9 protein-coding genes are annotated in these 17,939 nt (G+C 62.6%); 3 read left to right on the forward strand and 6 right to left on the reverse strand.

From position 1 onward, the window contains the following. Nucleotides 1–110 precede the first annotated feature (110 nt). The gene (locus BRAD3257_RS30390) at nucleotides 111–530 is read right to left on the reverse strand and encodes an H-NS histone family protein (RefSeq protein ID WP_283809904.1); all 420 of its coding nucleotides are present in this window, start codon (nucleotides 528–530) and stop codon (nucleotides 111–113) included. Between the two features lie 477 nt (nucleotides 531–1,007). On the opposite strand from BRAD3257_RS30390, the gene BRAD3257_RS30395 reads away from it, so the two are divergent. Both BRAD3257_RS30395 and BRAD3257_RS30400 read left to right on the forward strand, forming a co-directional pair. Then, nucleotides 1,008–1,586, forward strand: a complete 579-nt coding sequence (locus BRAD3257_RS30395; RefSeq protein ID WP_244607742.1) for a hypothetical protein — start codon at nucleotides 1,008–1,010, stop codon at nucleotides 1,584–1,586. Nucleotides 1,587–1,759: 173 nt separating this feature from the next. Beyond that, nucleotides 1,760–1,993 carry a hypothetical protein gene (locus BRAD3257_RS30400; RefSeq protein WP_122404949.1) on the forward strand — a complete coding sequence of 78 codons (234 nt, stop codon included), beginning with the start codon at nucleotides 1,760–1,762 and terminating at the stop codon, nucleotides 1,991–1,993. Between the two features lie 246 nt (nucleotides 1,994–2,239). Here the strand turns inward: BRAD3257_RS30400 and BRAD3257_RS40450 are convergent, their stop codons facing one another. Further along, entirely contained in the window at nucleotides 2,240–2,377 is a 138-nt protein-coding gene (locus BRAD3257_RS40450; protein ID WP_164937090.1) for a hypothetical protein, read from the reverse strand. Between the two features lie 1,027 nt (nucleotides 2,378–3,404). Between BRAD3257_RS40450 and BRAD3257_RS30405 the strand changes: the two genes are divergently transcribed. After that, on the forward strand, nucleotides 3,405–13,499 hold the full coding sequence (locus tag BRAD3257_RS30405) for a VCBS domain-containing protein (RefSeq protein WP_122404950.1): 10,095 nt from the start codon (nucleotides 3,405–3,407) through the stop codon (nucleotides 13,497–13,499). A gap of 401 nt (nucleotides 13,500–13,900) precedes the next feature. Here the strand turns inward: BRAD3257_RS30405 and BRAD3257_RS30410 are convergent, their stop codons facing one another. The 4 genes from BRAD3257_RS30410 to BRAD3257_RS30425 all read right to left on the reverse strand — a co-directional run bounded on the left by BRAD3257_RS30410 (nucleotide 13,901) and on the right by BRAD3257_RS30425 (nucleotide 17,920). Further along, nucleotides 13,901–14,653 (reverse strand): Crp/Fnr family transcriptional regulator, encoded by a 753-nt coding sequence (locus tag BRAD3257_RS30410; protein ID WP_122404951.1) that lies wholly within the window; start codon nucleotides 14,651–14,653, stop codon nucleotides 13,901–13,903. A 204-nt stretch (nucleotides 14,654–14,857) separates the two neighbouring features. Further along, nucleotides 14,858–16,081 (reverse strand): ABC transporter substrate-binding protein, encoded by a 1,224-nt coding sequence (locus BRAD3257_RS30415; protein ID WP_122404952.1) that lies wholly within the window; start codon nucleotides 16,079–16,081, stop codon nucleotides 14,858–14,860. Between the two features lie 50 nt (nucleotides 16,082–16,131). Further along, nucleotides 16,132–16,839 carry an SDR family NAD(P)-dependent oxidoreductase gene (locus BRAD3257_RS30420; RefSeq protein ID WP_122404953.1) on the reverse strand — a complete coding sequence of 236 codons (708 nt, stop codon included), beginning with the start codon at nucleotides 16,837–16,839 and terminating at the stop codon, nucleotides 16,132–16,134. Nucleotides 16,840–16,909: 70 nt separating this feature from the next. Continuing rightward, a complete protein-coding gene (locus BRAD3257_RS30425) occupies nucleotides 16,910–17,920 on the reverse strand; it encodes an NAD(P)H-dependent flavin oxidoreductase (RefSeq protein WP_122404954.1) in 1,011 nt (336 codons plus the stop codon). Between the last annotated feature and the right edge of the window lie 19 nt (nucleotides 17,921–17,939).

The raw sequence follows: 17,939 nt of genomic DNA on the forward strand, positions 1-17,939 counted from the left end.
CGCGCCTTTATTTTATTCACATCCAAATTCAAGAACGCCCGCCCCAAAATGTAAGAGGCCGCCGGCGATCAATTCTGGCCTTGTTCCCGGCGCGATCGCGGCTGCGGCGCTCAATTCGGCTGCCGCTTTTGGACCAAAGCCTGGTCGATTAGGAAATCGTCCAGCCTGCGCCCCCCTCGCAGTTGCGGCCGCAGCCAGCGGGGCAGCCTGCCGCGGCCCGACCATGTCTGCGCCGGGTTCTTCGGATTGCGATATTTGGGACGCACCGGCGGATAGGGACGGCGCTTGCGATCAAACCGTGTGGCCTCGTCGGCCCGTCCAATCTTCTGGAGCCGTTCCTCCAGCCGTGCGTGCCGCACCAAAATTCTTTGAACGAGGCTGGCGGCCACCTGTTGGTGAAGTATGCACAGCTCGTCGAGAGAGAGCGAATTGAAATGCGCGGTATTCATGGCTTGATCCGAATTCCTGAGAGAAGGCGCAGGCAGACAAATCGGGAATGACGGCGCAGACAAGCCATCAGTTAGATCCAAGCCGCATAATCCACATTTAAATGCGGGAGACTGCAGAGAGCAGGGCCGACGGCGGTAACATCATGGCGGAGCATTTAATTTACCGCGAGGGGTAACGCGCGTTGAGGCCGCGATCGGGATCATGACATCCAGAAACTTGCGGCCCGCCAGCTGCGCTTTGGCCCTTTAATTGGGCGCGTAGCCCCGTGCTGCAACCCGGGAGTGCTGGGCGGGCTTATTAATTCGGCCGGCCTGCAACACAATTAATTCATTGCGCTGCCAGATTTAAGTCGTATCGGAGCCCATATCGCTGCGAAGGCTCGTGCCGGGTGGGCGTATCACCGGGAGTTTCCGATGTCCGGTCATTTGCGATGTTATTTCGCCAGTTTGGTTCTTCTTGGAGGTCTTGCTGCGACACCTGCGCTCTCCAATCCATTCACAGACTTGTTCGATCCTGCTCGCGAGCCCGCGGCAACCTCTTCGGCGCAGCCGGAATGCTTGGCAAAGCCCGGCAACCCGCCCGGCGCCGGCCAGCGTTGGGTCTATCGGCGGGACGGCCGCCGCAAATGCTGGTTCTTGGCCGAGGGCGTCGCGACGCTGCGAAAACCGGTTCATAGTCGCATCGCCAACCGCACCGTCAGGCCCGACGAGAAGGTGGCCGCGCGGCAACGGCGGAGCCCGGTGAGCGATGCGCGCGCCGAGGTACTAAGCTCCGCGACGGCCGGCGAGGCTCAGCCGACTCCGCCGGCACGCGAAGTGAGGGTGGCTGATGCTACTTCTGTCGTCGATGCGGGCACGCCGATCCTGATGCCGGCGGCACCCATCTCGGATCCTTCCAGCGACCAACTCACGCCCAAGCGTTCCACGCCGCCCCAAGTTGACGTGGAGAAGCTTTCCGCTGCCGCGCGAGCCGACTTATCTCCAGCTATGCCGATGGGCGCGCGCGATGAAGAGGCGCCCGACGAGGCGCGCAGCCGGACGGTAACTTGGCTCGGTGTGCTGCTGATGACGCTCGGGGGCTTCTCGCTCTTGAGCGCGAGTCGCACGCTTCGACAGGCGGTGAGATTGCGCCACTGAAGCGTGCCACACTGCTGACCCTGACGCTCACCGCGAAGTCGATGAGTTCACGCGGGCTATAGCTGAATTGCCACACGTACAAAGGTTCCGCGCACCGCCACAGAGTTTCTCCCTGACTTGGACGGACATTCGATTACGATGACGGTCCCCTTTCTTGGGATCGGACTACCATCATGCGGTACAAAGTGTTCGTGGTGGACAGCAGCCGCCGAGTGATCTGCGCCGCAAAGCTCGACTGCATCGACGAGCAGGCAGCACGGCATCGAGCCGTGCAAATGTCTGGCGAGCACGACGTGGAGCTTTGGGAGGGTGACCGGCTCGTTGCGGTTTTTCAAAGTGCCGCGTCGAACGGAAATCGGTGCGGCCGTTCTGTCCTGAATAAAAGGCCGGTCTCGCCGCCGAGTTAGTACACGGCGCTTGTTCTGTTGCCCGCTTTGACACACCGTCTTCTGCCGATTGTTCTCGCTTCTACACGCCGGAGCTTGGTTCGAAGCTTCTCCACTTCTCTAAGCTCCACCACAAGCCCTTGGCGCCGTTCACTCAGAACGGCACAGCTGTAAACCTGACGCGGACTGGACATGACCGCCTCGAACTATGACTTGAACTAAGAAGGCGATGAAAGGGCAAGCAACTAAAAATCGCTCACTCCAAGCTCACTGAGTCAAGGCCGCAGCCGCCAGATGCTCCCAGTACTCTGCCTCGGCGAGCAGTTTCCAGCTTCTCTCGGGTTGGCGCGCGGCGGTCTGTCGGCAAAGTAGCGCCATGGCGCGAAAGCGGCGGGCAGCTTCCATTCCAACCTCCCATTTTCCCCAAGCATATTTTTTTATTATATGCCGAGGTCAACACCATTATCAATCAAGCTCGAGTTTATCATTTAAGCGCGATGTCGTCGGCTTGCACGACCTCGCAAGATCCTGTGCCGGCGTTGGTCCGAGCAGCGACCGCGACGTCGGATAACGCCCGTATGAATCCGGTGTTTCCTGCCCGAAGCGACGCAAGCGTCTCTTTGCTGCTGGTTCTCACGCATTAATCATTAAATGCAGCGGATGAATAAATAAATGGACCGTCGCATTATTTTAATCTAGGTTTAATTAAATCCCGAGCCAAACGATCGTGATCGCTCCTTATCACGGACGGCACTCGGGAGCTGAAGAATGCTGCAGATCAATGAAGAATGCTGCAGATCAATATTGTCAACGTGGGCGGACGAGGACCGCACACGAATGGGCAGGGGGAATACAGCTCTAAATCTTTTCGCGTAACTTGGCAGCAGGTGGGCCAGATCGGCGCTAACGAGCGGACATGTCATTCGTCCGAGCGAACGCTCGCGGTTTGCGTGAATTGATGTGGCGGCGACACTCTCTGCTCTGCATTGGCAGACGAGGGCCCGCGAATGAGATTGAGACGCGTGCGTTTTGTGTGGGAGTCCGAGACCATCTTCGGCCGGGCTCAAATTGAAGCCGATCTTCAGGCGATTTCACGTTCTTTTCTGTCAGCGTGTGATCCTTCGATCGCGCGCAGGGTGCCGTTCGCGAACGATCCCGTCGCGCACGGTCCGGCGCCCAAGGACAATCTCTCGTTCCTGTCAGGCCGCGATCTCCTATTGCGAGCTCGGAGCGACGCCAGCTCCAGACAAGCTTGAGTTCGTCGCATGCATTCTTTGCAGATTTTCTCAGCCCTCAGCATGACGACAGTCTTGCTCGGCAGCAGAGCATTTTTCTTCAACGGTGTAGGCAAGGCATCGGCCGACTATCACCGCGCAATTGTGCAATTCCAGGTCCGTGAACGCGGACGGCGTATCATCCGGAGGATTTAGCTATGGCGACGCAGACCACGGGCGGCGGCAGCACGGTTTCGTTTGGAAATACTCCGCAGGCCAACGCCGACGTTTTCTCGTTTACGGAAGACGCCAGCAACATTCTCATCTTGAACGTGCTGGCAAACGATCTTGGCGGCGCGGCCAAGACGCTGTTCTCGCTGGACGACGGAACGAGCGCCTCCGCGTCCACCAAGAGCTACGCCCCTGCGGATTTGCTGGTCAAGGATGTGGCGTACAGCAGCGACGCGGCCGGCATGGCCGGAACCGGTGACCGCAGCGCGCTCGGTGCGCGCATCTGGATCGAGTCGGACGGCACCGTTCATTACGACAAGGGCGATATCAACCCTCAGCTTCAAGCGCTGGCGGCCGGGCAAACGCTGACCGATACATTCACCTACGCAATTCAGATGGGCAACGGCACGCTGAGCTGGGCGACGGTGACGCTCCAGTTCAATGGCGTGAACGACGCGGTCTATATGACCTCGAGCCCGCAGAGCGGCTCGGTGGTGGAAGACGCGCCGTCGAAACCGGACCCGTCGGATTCCCTGAATACCGCAGGCAGCATCGGCTTCACCGATGTGGATCTGAGTGATACCCACACAGCGACGTTTGTAGCGTCGCCCGCGAATACGACCTCGCTTGGCACGTTTTCGCTCGATCCGGTCAACGAGGCGGCCAATGCCGCGAACGGCTCGGTGCAGTGGCACTACAATTTGAACAACGCGGCTGCCCAATACCTCGCTGCGGGCCAGACCGTCACCGAGAGCTTCGTGGTGACGATCAATGACGGCCACGGCTCGACAGCTACCCAGACGGTCACAGTCACGATCACCGGCACCAACGATGCGGCCACGGTCTCGTCGGACTCGAAGTCCGTCACCGAAGGCAATACTGCCGCCGCGCTGAACACTTCCGGCCAGCTGACCATCACCGATCCGGATACCGGTCAGGCCCATGTCGTGGCGCAGACCAACGTCCACGGCACCTATGGCGACTTCACGATCGATGCCAACGGGGCCTGGAGCTATACCGGCAACGGCGCCCACAATGAGCTCACCGCCGGGCAGCAGGTGCAGGACCAGTTCACGGTGGTGAGCCAGGACGGCACCGCCACCGGCACCGTGACGGTGACGATCACGGGCACGAACGATGCCGCGACCGTCTCGTCCGACTCGAAGTCCGTCACCGAGGGCAACACCGCCGCCGCGCTCAATGCAAGCGGCCAGCTCACGATTGTGGATCCTGACACCGGCGAAGCCCACGTTGTCGCGCAGAGCAATGTTCACGGTAGCTACGGCGACTTCTCGATCGATGCCAACGGCGCCTGGAGCTATATCGGCAACGGCGCCCACAATGAGCTCACCGCCGGCCAGCAGGTCCAGGACCAGTTCACGGTGGTGAGCCAGGACGGCACCGCCACCGGCACCGTCACGCTGACCATCACCGGCACCAACGACAACGCGACGGTCAGCTCGGATTCGAAGTCCGTCACCGAGGCCAATAGCGCCGCCGCGCTCAACACCAGCGGCCAGCTGACCATCACCGATCCGGATACCGGTCAGGCCCACGTCGTGGCGCAGAGCAACGCGCATGGCACCTACGGCGACTTCTCGATCGATGCCAACGGGGCCTGGAGCTACACCGGCAACGGCGCCCACAACGAGCTCACCGCCGGGCAGCAGGTCCAGGACCAGTTCACGGTCGTGAGCCAGGACGGCACCGCCACCGGCACCGTGACGGTGACCATCACCGGCACCAATGATGCGGCGACGGTCAGCTCCGACTCCAAGTCCGTCACCGAAGGCAATACTGCCGCCGCACTCAACACCAGTGGCCAGCTCACCATCACCGACCCCGACACCGGCGAAGCCCACGTCGTGGCGCAGACCAACGTTCATGGCACCTACGGTGACTTCACGATCGACGCCAATGGCGCCTGGAGCTATATCGGTAATGGCGCCCACAATGAGCTCACCGCCGGGCAGCAGGTGCAGGATCAGTTCACGGTGGTGAGCCAGGACGGCACCGCCACCGGCACTGTGACGGTGACCATCACCGGCACGAACGATGCCGCCACGGTCTCGTCGGACTCGAAGTCCGTCACCGAAGGCAATACTGCCGCCGCGCTGAACACTTCCGGCCAGCTGACCATCACCGATCCGGATACCGGTCAGGCCCACGTCGTGGCGCAGAGCAACGTCCACGGCAGCTACGGCGACTTCACGATCGATGCCAACGGGGCCTGGAGCTACGCCGGCAATGGCGCCCACAATGAGCTCACCGCCGGACAGCAGGTCCAGGACCAGTTCACCGTGAGCAGCCAGGACGGCACCGCCACCGGCACCGTCACGGTGACCATCACCGGCACCAATGATGCGGCGACGGTCAGCTCGGATTCCAAGTCCGTCACTGAGGGCAACACCGCCGCCGCGCTCAACACCTCGGGCCAGCTCAGCATCATCGACCCGGACACGGGCGAAGCCCACGTCGTGGCGCAGAGCAATGTCCACGGCACCTACGGCGACTTCACGATCGATGCCAACGGCGCCTGGACCTACGCCGGCAACGGCGCCCACAATGAGCTCTCCGCCGGCCAGCAGGTGCAGGACCAGTTCACGGTCGTGAGCCAGGATGGCACGGCGAGCGGCACTGTGATGGTGACCATCACCGGGACCAACGACGCGGCAACGGTCAGCTCGGATTCGAAGTCCGTCACCGAGGCCGACACGGCCGCGGCACTCAATACCTCGGGCCAACTGACGATTGTGGATCCCGACACCGGCGAAGCCCACGTCGTGGCGCAGAGCAACGTTCATGGCAGCTACGGCGACTTCTCGATCGATGCCAATGGGGCCTGGAGCTATATCGGCAACGGCGCCCACAACGAGCTCACCGCCGGGCAGCAGGTGCAGGACCAGTTCACGGTCGTGAGCCAGGATGGCACCGCCACCGGCACTGTGACGGTGACCATCACCGGCACCAACGATGCGGCGACGGTCTCTTCCGACACGAAGTCCGTCACCGAAGGCGACACGGCCGCGGCGCTCAACACCTCAGGGCAATTGACCATCACCGACCCCGACACCGGCGAAGCCCATGTCGTGGCGCAGAGCAATGTCCACGGCAGCTACGGCGACTTCTCGATCGACGCCAATGGCGCCTGGAGCTACAGCGGTAACGGTGCCCACAACGAGCTCACCGCCGGCCAGCAGGTGCAGGACCAGTTCACGGTGACCAGCCAGGACGGCACTGCCACCGGCACCGTCACGGTGACGATCACCGGCACCAACGATGCCGCGACCGTCTCGTCCGACTCGAAGTCCGTCACCGAGGGCAACACCGCCGCCGCGCTCAACACCTCCGGCCAGCTCAGCATCACCGACCCGGATAGCGGCGAAGCCCACGTCGTGGCGCAGAGCAACGTCCACGGCACCTACGGCGACTTCTCGATCGATGCCAATGGGGCCTGGAGCTACACCGGCAATGGTGCCCACAATGAACTCACCGCCGGCCAGCAGGTGCAGGACCAATTCACCGTGACCAGCCAGGACGGCACCGCCACCGGCACCGTCACGGTGACCATCACCGGGACCAACGATGCCGCCACGGTCTCGTCGGACTCCAAGTCCGTCGCTGAGGGCAACACCGCCGCTGCGCTCAACACCAGCGGCCAGCTCAGCATCACCGATCCTGACACCGGCGAAGCCCATGTCGTGGCGCAGAGCAACGTTCATGGCACCTACGGCGACTTCTCCATCGATGCCAACGGCGCCTGGAGCTACACCGGCAATGGCGCCCACAATGAGCTCACCGCCGGACAGCAGGTCCAGGACCAGTTCACCGTGATGAGCCAGGACGGCACCGCCACCGGGACCGTAACGGTGACGATCACCGGCACAAACGATGCGGCCACGGTCTCATCGGACTCCAAGTCCGTCACCGAAGGCAATACTGCCGCCGCGCTGAACACTTCCGGCCAGCTGACCATCACCGATCCGGATACCGGTCAGGCCCATGTCCTGGCGCAGACCAACGTCCACGGCACTTATGGCGACTTCACGATCGATGCCAACGGGGCCTGGAGCTATATCGGCAATGGCGCCCACAATGAGCTCACCGCCGGGCAGCAGGTGCAGGATCAGTTCACGGTGGTGAGCCAGGACGGCACCGCCACCGGCATTGTGACGGTGACCATCACCGGGACCAACGACGCGGCGACCGTCAGCTCGGACTCCAAGTCCGTCACCGAAGGTGATAGCGCCGCCGCGCTCAATGCAAGCGGCCAGCTCACGATTGTGGATCCTGACACCGGCGAAGCCCACGTTGTCGCGCAGAGCAACGTCCACGGCACCTACGGCGACTTCTCCATCGATGCCGACGGCGCCTGGAGCTACACCGGCAACGGCGCCCACAATGAGCTCACCGCCGGCCAGCAGGTGCAGGACCAGTTCACGGTCGTGAGCCAGGATGGCACGGCGAGCGGCACGGTCACGGTGACCATCACCGGCACCAACGACAACGCGACGGTCTCGTCGGACTCCAAGTCCGTCACCGAAGGCGACACGGCCGCGGCGCTGAACACCTCCGGCCAGCTCAGCATCACCGACCCGGACACGGGCGAAGCCCACGTCGTGGCGCAGGCCAACGTTCATGGCACCTACGGTGACTTCAGCATCGATGCCGACGGCGCCTGGAGCTACACCGGCAACGGCGCCCACAATGAGCTCACCGCCGGACAGCAGGTCCAGGACCAGTTCACCGTGACCAGCCAGGATGGCACGGCCACTGGCACTATCACGGTGACCATCACCGGGACCAATGATGCCGCGACCGTCAGCTCGGACTCCAAGTCCGTCACCGAAGGCGACACCGCAGCCGCGCTCAACACTTCCGGCCAACTCACCATCACCGACCCCGACACTGGCGAAGCCCACGTCGTGGCGCAGGCCAACGTTCATGGCACCTACGGTGACTTCACGATCGATGCCAACGGGGCCTGGAGCTATATCGGCAACGGCGCCCACAATGAGCTCACCGCCGGCCAGCAGGTGCAGGACCAGTTCACGGTGGTGAGCCAGGACGGCACCGCGAGCGGCACCGTCACGGTGACCATCACCGGCACGAACGACGCCGCGACGGTTAGCTCTGACTCGAAGTCCGTCACCGAGGGCAACACCGCCGCCGCGCTCAACACCTCCGGCCAGCTCAGCATCACCGACTCCGACACCGGCGAAGCCCACGTCGTGGCGCAGAGCAACGTTCATGGCAGCTACGGCGACTTCAGCATCGATGCCAACGGGGCCTGGAGCTACACCGGCAACGGCGCCCACAACGAGCTCACCGCCGGGCAGCAGGTGCAGGACCAGTTCACCGTGATGAGCCAGGACGGCACCGCCACCGGGACCGTAACGGTGACGATCACCGGCACCAACGATGCGGCCACGGTCTCATCGGACTCCAAGTCCGTCACCGAAGGCAATACTGCCGCCGCGCTGAACACTTCCGGCCAGCTGACCATCACCGATCCGGATACCGGTCAGGCCCATGTCGTGGCCCAGACCAACTCGCACGGCACCTACGGCGACTTCAGCATCGATGCCAATGGCGCCTGGAGCTACACCGGCAACGGCGCCCACAATGAGCTCACCGCCGGGCAGCAGGTGCAGGATCAGTTCACGGTGGTGAGCCAGGACGGCACCGCCACCGGCACCGTCACGGTGACCATCACCGGCACCAATGATGCGGCGACGGTCAGCTCGGACTCCAAGTCCGTCACCGAGGGCAACACCGCCGCCGCGCTCAACACCTCGGGCCAGCTCAGCATCATCGACCCGGACACGGGCGAAGCCCACGTCGTGGCGCAGAGCAATGTCCACGGCACCTACGGCGACTTCACGATCGATGCCAACGGCGCCTGGACCTACGCCGGCAACGGCGCCCACAATGAGCTCTCCGCCGGCCAGCAGGTGCAGGACCAGTTCACGGTGGTGAGCCAGGACGGCACCGCCACCGGCACCGTCACGGTGACCATCACCGGGACCAACGACGCGGCAACGGTCAGCTCGGATTCGAAGTCCGTCACCGAGGCCGACACGGCCGCGGCACTCAATACCTCGGGCCAACTGACGATTGTGGATCCCGACACCGGCGAAGCCCACGTCGTGGCGCAGAGCAACGTTCATGGCAGCTACGGCGACTTCTCGATCGATGCCAATGGGGCCTGGAGCTATATCGGCAACGGCGCCCACAATGAGCTCACCGCCGGGCAGCAGGTCCAGGATCAGTTCACGGTGACCAGCCAGGACGGCACTGCCACCGGCACCGTCACGGTGACGATCACCGGCACCAACGATGCCGCGACCGTCTCGTCCGACTCGAAGTCCGTCGCTGAGGGCAACACCGCCGCCGCGCTCAACACCTCAGGGCAATTGACCATCACCGACCCCGACACCGGCGAAGCCCACGTCGTGGCGCAGAGCAATGTCCACGGCAGCTACGGCGACTTCACGATCGATGCCAACGGGGCCTGGAGCTACACCGGCAACAGCGCCCACAATGAGCTCACCGCCGGGCAGCAGGTCCAGGACCAGTTCACGGTGGTGAGCCAGGACGGCACCGCCACCGGCACTGTGACGGTGACCATCACCGGCACCAACGATGCCGCGACGGTCAGCTCGGACTCCAAGTCCGTCACTGAGGGCAACACCGCCGCCGCGCTGAACACCTCCGGCCAGCTCACCATCACCGATCCGGATACCGGTCAGGCCCATGTCCTGGCGCAGATCAACGTCCACGGCACTTACGGCGACTTCTCGATCGATGCCAACGGCGCCTGGACCTACGCCGGCAACGGCGCCCACAACGAGCTCACCGCCGGCCAGCAGGTCCAGGACCAGTTCACGGTGGTGAGCCAGGACGGCACCGCCACCGGCACCGTCACGGTGACCATCACCGGCACCAATGATGCGGCGACGGTCAGCTCGGATTCCAAGTCCGTCACTGAGGGCAACACCGCCGCCGCGCTCAACACCAGTGGCCAGCTCAGCATCACCGACCCGGATAGCGGCGAAGCCCACGTCGTGGCGCAGAGCAACGTCCACGGCACCTACGGCGACTTCTCGATCGATGCCAATGGGGCCTGGAGCTACACCGGCAATGGTGCCCACAATGAACTCACCGCCGGCCAGCAGGTGCAGGACCAATTCACCGTGACCAGCCAGGACGGCACCGCCACCGGCACCGTCACGGTGACCATCACCGGGACCAACGATGCCGCCACGGTCTCGTCGGACTCCAAGTCCGTCGCTGAGGGCAACACCGCCGCTGCGCTCAACACCAGCGGCCAGCTCAGCATCACCGATCCTGACACCGGCGAAGCCCATGTCGTGGCGCAGAGCAACGTTCATGGCACCTACGGCGACTTCTCCATCGATGCCAACGGCGCCTGGAGCTACGTCGGCAACGGCGCGCACAACGAGCTCACCGCCGGGCAGCAGGTGCAGGACCAGTTCACCGTGATGAGCCAGGACGGCACCGCCACCGGGACCGTAACGGTGACGATCACCGGCACAAACGATGCGGCCACGGTCTCATCGGACTCCAAGTCCGTCACCGAAGGCAATACTGCCGCCGCGCTGAACACTTCCGGCCAGCTGACCATCACCGATCCGGATACCGGTCAGGCCCATGTCCTGGCGCAGACCAACGTCCACGGCACTTACGGCGACTTCAGCATCGATGCCAATGGCACCTGGAGCTACACCGGCAACGGCGCCCACAATGAGCTCTCCGCCGGGCAGCAGGTGCAGGACCAGTTCACGGTGGTGAGCCAGGACGGCACCGCCACCGGGACCGTGACGGTGACCATCACTGGGACCAATGATGCGCCGATCGCCGTCAATGACACCAGTGCCAGTCCGGGTGCCACGGCAGCGACCGAGAAAGGCGGCACGGCGAACGGATCGGGGGGCATTAACGGCAGTGGCAATGTGCTGACCAATGACACCGATGTCGACAGCGGCAGCCTGACGGTCAGTGCGATCCGCACCGGCGGCATCGAGGGGGCCGGCACGGCCGGCACTTTGGGCGTCGGCCTGGTGGGCGCGCATGGCACGCTGGCACTCAACGCTAACGGCAGCTACACGTACGTGGTCAACGAGAACGACGCAACCGTGCAGGCGCTCAACGTCGGCCAGTCGACGACCGACACCTTCAACTACACCGTAACTGACGGCAGCCTAACCGACACAGCGGTGCTAACCGTTACCATCAGCGGCGCCAATGATGCGCCGGTCAACACCGTTCCGGGGCAGCAGGCCGTTGGAAACGGTAGCGGTGGTGGCTCAACAGCCACTTTCACGCTGAGAGTCAACGATGTCGACAACGGCATCGAGACTGTTTCACTCTCACTGGGCAGCTCTTCGCAAACGTCGACCGGCGTCTTGACGCTCTCCACCACATCAGGCCTTACATTCAGTTCCGGTGCCAACGGCACCAAAACGATGACGTTCTCCGGTTCGATCTCCGACATCAACGCGGCCTTGGCTGGCGTGACGTTTAGTGGCGGGTCAAACAACACCACGCGGACTTTGACCATGACAACGACCGACGGAGGAGGCCTCGCCGACACTGACACCGTCACGATCGTGAAAGGGAGCGGCGCCACTGTCCTTGCGCCTGCCGGTATTGCTGGCGAGGCCATCTACCTGGCTCTGAGCGATCCCTCAGATGATCCCAACGACGTCATCACCGTCACGATCAGCGGGGTGCCCTTGGGCTGGAGCCTTAGTAACGCTACGAACAACGGCGATGGCACCTGGACTGCTCACACAAATGATGTGCAGTCGATGACAATCACTTCGCCGCTGGATTTCGCAGGCGCCGTGGTGCTGAACGTCACGCAGACCTGGACGAACACCGATGGCACTACGGGAACGGCAACCGTGGCCGACAATGTCGAAGCCTATGCGAAGGGATCACCCATCTTTGCTGTGTCGAGCGACGATCATCTGACGGCTTCGAGCGGGAACGACCTGCTGGTGTTCGCGCAGCCGATCGGTCATGACGTGGTTTATAACTTCGACGCGATGCATGACCAAATCGATCTGATCGATTACGCCACCTTCACCTCGTTCGCCGACGTTCAGGCGCATACTGTGAGCGACGCCAGCGGCAACGCCGTGATCGAGTTGGGAGAAGGCCAATCGATCACTTTTCCGACATCGCTCACATCGAGCAATTTCGTATTCGATCAAACCCCCGTTACGGAAAATTCCGGCAGCCTGGTGATAGGCGACGGCGCGTTGCTTCCGTTGAGCGGCACCATCGACAACACGGGTACAATTGAGTTGAACTCGACCGGAAACAGGACAAGCCTGGAGCTGATCGAACACGGCATCACGCTCCAGGGGCATGGGCAGGTCGCGCTGTCCGACAGCGATCAGAACCTGATCACCGGAACGACCTCCGACGTCACGCTGACGAATGTGGACAACACGATCGCCGGCGCGGGCCATCTCGGGGACGGGATGATGGGGCTGGTCAACAAAGGCACGATTGTCGCCACTGGCGTCAATGTGCTCGATATCGATACCGGGACAAACGCGATCGTCAATTCCGGAACCCTTGAGGCGACTGGAAGCGGCGGGATGGTCATCGACAGCAACCTCGATAATTCTGGGCGGCTGTGGGCGCATGGAGCCAACATCACCGTCAATGGCAGCGTCACTGGCGGCGGCACCGCCTTGATGGACGGTGTAGCCACGTTCGAATTCGGAGCCGCCTCATCGACCAAGATAACGCTTGATGCCGGAGCCACCGGGACAATCGTGCTCCACGACTCCTTCGACTTTAGCGGGCTCGTGTCCGGATTTGACGGGAATGACCACCTCGATCTCCTCGATGTGGCGTTCGGGGTCGGCACGACCGCGAGTTATGTCGCAAATCAGGCCGGCACTGGAGGAACCCTGTCGGTGACTGACGGAGTCCATACCACCGACATCACCCTGTTGGGCCAGTACGATGCCGCGGGCTTCCACACGGAGGCAGACAAGAACACGGGAACGCTTATCAGCTATCACGACTATCTGGTCTGACGTTGCGAGGCGATGGATTGGGCGAATGTTCGGCCCGGCGCGCCTGCCGAACATTCGCCTGGTATCTCGGCCCCGCGACCATGATGATCCCCGCCTTCCAAAAAACCGCATTCGAGTACATCGTCGGGCCGCTCGCAATGTCATTCAATCGGTCGTTCCGACAGAAATGACCCCACCGGGCAAGGTGATGGACGAGACATCATCAGCTGCCGCGCCGACCCGAGTGGGGAATCGGAGATGCAGAACACCTCCGCGGAGCGGCACCAGGATCAGTTCCCTGCTACGAGAAAATTGCAGAGGAGAACCCGCACAGGGGGTCAGAAGCCGATGGATGACTTCGGCAACGGTTGCCCCGCTCGATGTGCCGCCAAACGCTGCTGTTCCGTGGAAACCATTCGATTTCATGAGAAAGGGAAGTATTGCGGCTGCGAAACATTCGGGGAGCCCAGCTCCCCCTCATACATTCGTTTGATCCTCTGGCGCATCACACCGTAACACTCACAAGCGACGTTCTCGAGCCGCGTTCGGTGGACCTCCAAGACGCCGCGCCGCTCCGATATGATGCATCCGATTGCCCGAAGTTTACGCATCGTTAGAGACACGGTCGTTCGCCGCACGCCAAGAAGTTGTGCGAGCGCCTCCTGGGTCAATCTAATCTCGCCGTTGGCGACGCGGTCATGTATCTCGAGCAGCCAGCGGGCCATACGGCATTCCACCGGGTGCACCGCGTTACAGGCCGCCACATTCTGAAGCTGCAACAATTGAGTGCGGAGATGGAGGCGCAGAACACGCTTGATGGCGCCGCTCTGCTCATAGGCTTGCTGCAACCGTGGGACAGGAATCTGGAGCGCAGCTCCGGCCACATAGGCCGTTGCCGTGACTGGCGAGTGCGAGGGACTTAGAATGGCGAGAGCGCCGACCGCTCCTTCCGAGCCCATGAGAGTGGAAGCGACAATGTGTCCGTCCGACATCTCGACCAGGAACGCCAAGACGCCGCTAACGGGAAAATAGACCTGTTTGAGCTCATCTCCGGTTCGCACCAGCACAGCGTCAGATTCGAACGCTATCTTCTGAACGTGAGGCTCAAGCAGGTTGAGATCCGCAGGCGGCAAAGCCGCCAAAAGCCGATTCCCGGGGCCGGTCTGGAGCGCCATTGCGGATCTTCCTTCGAGCACGCCGAAGCTCCCAAAGCGTCAAACCACCGTTCGGGGCGCCTGTTCCAAATTTTCCCGATATGCCCACGCGCGATATGGTCCGGCCACGGCTTCTCGCCGTTGCGCCGCTCGGCACCGGGCGCCTTTTTGATTTCGTACTCGCCGAACACGCCAAGCCCCCGACTCGGGTACGGAGGGTCAGCATCACGGGCGCTCTGGTGCTGATTGGTTCTGGTCGGCACTCAGAACATTGCCGAACTGCTCCCAGGAGCTTCCAGTCCAGCGTTGCAGCTGAAGCTGCGTGTACGCCATACTGTTGCTCGGGCCGGTGTTGATCGCGATACCGGGCATCAGCGTCGGAAGCACGAGCCCCTTGATGCTGCGCGCCTGCTTCAGGATGTTCTCGCGCGACAGGTCGTTGCCGCATTGCTTGAGCACCTGCTCCAGGATCTGGCCCTGCTGGGTTCCGAACAGGTAATTGTTGTCGCCAATGTCGGAGCCGGGAAGATATTTCTCGAAGTGCTGGCGATACCATTTCATGCCCGGGTCGTCGGCCCACCTCTTGTCGTTCGGATCCTTTGTGACGGTCGCGGCGATAACCCCGACCGCCTTGTCCGGTCCGGCCGGCAGGATGGTTGCGGAGACTGAGCTCGAGACATAGTTGATGATGGTGAGCGGCGACCAGCCGATCTCGCTCGCCTTCTTGATCGCCTGGGCGGTGAATTTCGGCGTGCCCGCGATCACGAAGGCCTGGGCTCCCGAGGCCTTGAGTGACACCACATGGGACTCAATGGTGGGTTCGGTAACTTCGTATGGCGAGGCGACCACCTTCCGATCGAAATCGGCTCTTAACGCCTCCTTGAACGCCGCGACGAAATCGCGGCCGAGGTCATCATTCTGGTAGAGGATCGCGATCTTCGCGTCGGGCGCCGTCCGGGTGATGTACTTCGCGTAGATCTTGCCTTCGGTGTTGTAGCTCGGCAGTCCCGTGGTCGTCATCGGAAAGTCGGTGAAATTGGCAAACTTGGTCGCGCCGCTGACGACGAAGAGGTGTGGCACCTTCTTGCCGTTCACATATTTGACGGTCGCGCTGAGACCCGGTGTCCCGAGCGGGCTGAACAGCAATGCCACCTCGTCACCTTCGATCAGCTTCCTGGTCTGTTCGACGGCCTTCGGCGGGCTATAGGCATCATCATAGGTCACGAGGTTGATCTTGCGGCCATTGACGCCGCCATGGTCGTTGATCGAGCGAACGTACGCAATGAGGCCCTTGCCGGTGTTGCTGAGCGGAGAAGCGGGGCCGCTGAACGGGAATGTCGCCCCGATCTTGATCTCCGATTCCGTGACACCGGGCGTATCGGCATGAACCGGCATCCCCGCAAATGCCGCGAGCGCGGCCACGGCAAGTACGAATCTCCTCATCAACATCTACATTTCCTCCTAAGCTTGTTATGATTTGATCGGCGACGCCTATTCCCTTACGAACACCAGGCTTCGCCGAACGGCCTGATCTCCACATTGAACGACCAGGCACTGCGATCCTGGTGAACAACGTGCCATATCTCATCCGCGATCGCTCGCGGCTTGATGAAGAAGTCGTCCGGCCGGTCCGGCCAACGCTTTCTCGTCCATTCGAGATCGATCACGGCATCGATGACGACATAGGCGACGTGGACGCCCTGCGGTCCGAGATCACGCGCGATTGCCTCGGCAAGGATGCGTTGCGCCGCCTTGGTCGGAGCGAAACCGGCAAAGCCCGGCTTGCCTCGCCACGCCGACGTATTTCCGGTCGCGACGACGGCGCCGCTGCCCGCCTGTATCATCGCCGGGGTAAACCGCCGCGCCAGATACAGCAGCCCCATCGTGTTGATCTGGAAGTTGCGGTTGAGGATCTCCGGATCGATTTCGCTGAACCTGCCGAACGCCCCGCCGACGGCGTTATGGATGACGGCGGCGGGACTGCCCAGATCTCGTTCGACGGCGGATGCCACGGCCTCGACTTGCGCGGCATCGGACACGTCGCACGGATAGGCCTTTGCGCCCGGCAATTGCTGCGCCAGCGCGGCGAGGCGTTCCTCGTTCCTGGCGAGAAGAGCGAGGCGATATCCTCCCTCGGCAAATCGTCTCGCCAGCGCCGATCCCGTGCCTGGCCCAACGCCGGATATCAGACAGACAGGTGCGCTCATGCGATCAGACCTCCATGTCCGGCCGGCAAGTCATGCCGGCTCGCGACCTTGCCGTGCCCAGAAGCGCAGTTCAGGCGACTGCGCGCGCCTTCTCCGTCTCAACCTTGCCGTCCAGGAAGCCGGTCAGCCGCTGACGAATGATCGTCTCCGCTTCGCTCATGATGCGATCGATCAGCTCCTTGACGGTCGGAATGTCGTCGATGAGGCCGACCACCATCCCGCAGCTCCAGGCGCCGGCGTCCATGTCGCCGTCAACCATCACCTTGGCATAGACGCCCGCGACCTGGTCGTGGATGTCGTCGATCGTCAGGCTGGCGCCCTTGCTGCGCTCGATCTCGACGAGCTGGGCGACCCCTTTGTTCTTGAGGACGCGCTCGGTATTGCGCAGCGCGCGCATGACCAGCACGGTGTCGAGCTCGCTCGCCTTGACGATCGCCTGCTTCACATTTTCGTGGACCGGCGCTTCCTTGGTGGCGACGAAGCGGGTGCCCATGTTCATGCCCGAGGCCCCCATCGACAGCGCAGCGACCAGGCTGCGCGCATCGGCCATGCCGCCCGAGGCCACGAACGGGATTTTCAGCGCATCGGCCGCCCGCGGCAAGAGGATCATGTTCGGGATGTCATCCTCGCCGGGGTGCCCGCCGCACTCGAAACCATCGACGCTGACGGCGTTGCAGCCGATCTTCTCGGCCTTGAGCGAGTGCCGGACCGATGTGCATTTGTGGATCACCTTGATGCCCGCCGCTTTCAGCGCGGGCATGTACTGTTCCGGACTGCGGCCAGCCGTCTCCACCGCCTTGACGCCTCCCTCCCTGATGGCTGCGATGTATTCGGGATAAGGCGGCGTCGAGAAGGTCGGCAGGAAGGTGAGGTTCACGCCGAACGGCTTGTCGGTCATGTCGCGACACCGCGCGATCTCCTTCGCCAGCAATTCCGGCGTCCGCTGCGTCAGGCCGGTGATGATGCCAAGGCCGCCGGCATTCGATACCGCAGCGGCCAGCTCGGCAAAGCCGACATAGTGCATGCCTCCCTGGATGATCGGATGCTGGATGCCGAACAGTTCAGTGATCGCTGTCTTCACGAATGATCTCCCCGCCTTT

The sequence above is a fragment of the Bradyrhizobium vignae genome (assembly GCF_900324035.1).
In the GTDB taxonomy this organism is placed as follows: domain Bacteria; phylum Pseudomonadota; class Alphaproteobacteria; order Rhizobiales; family Xanthobacteraceae; genus Bradyrhizobium; species Bradyrhizobium vignae.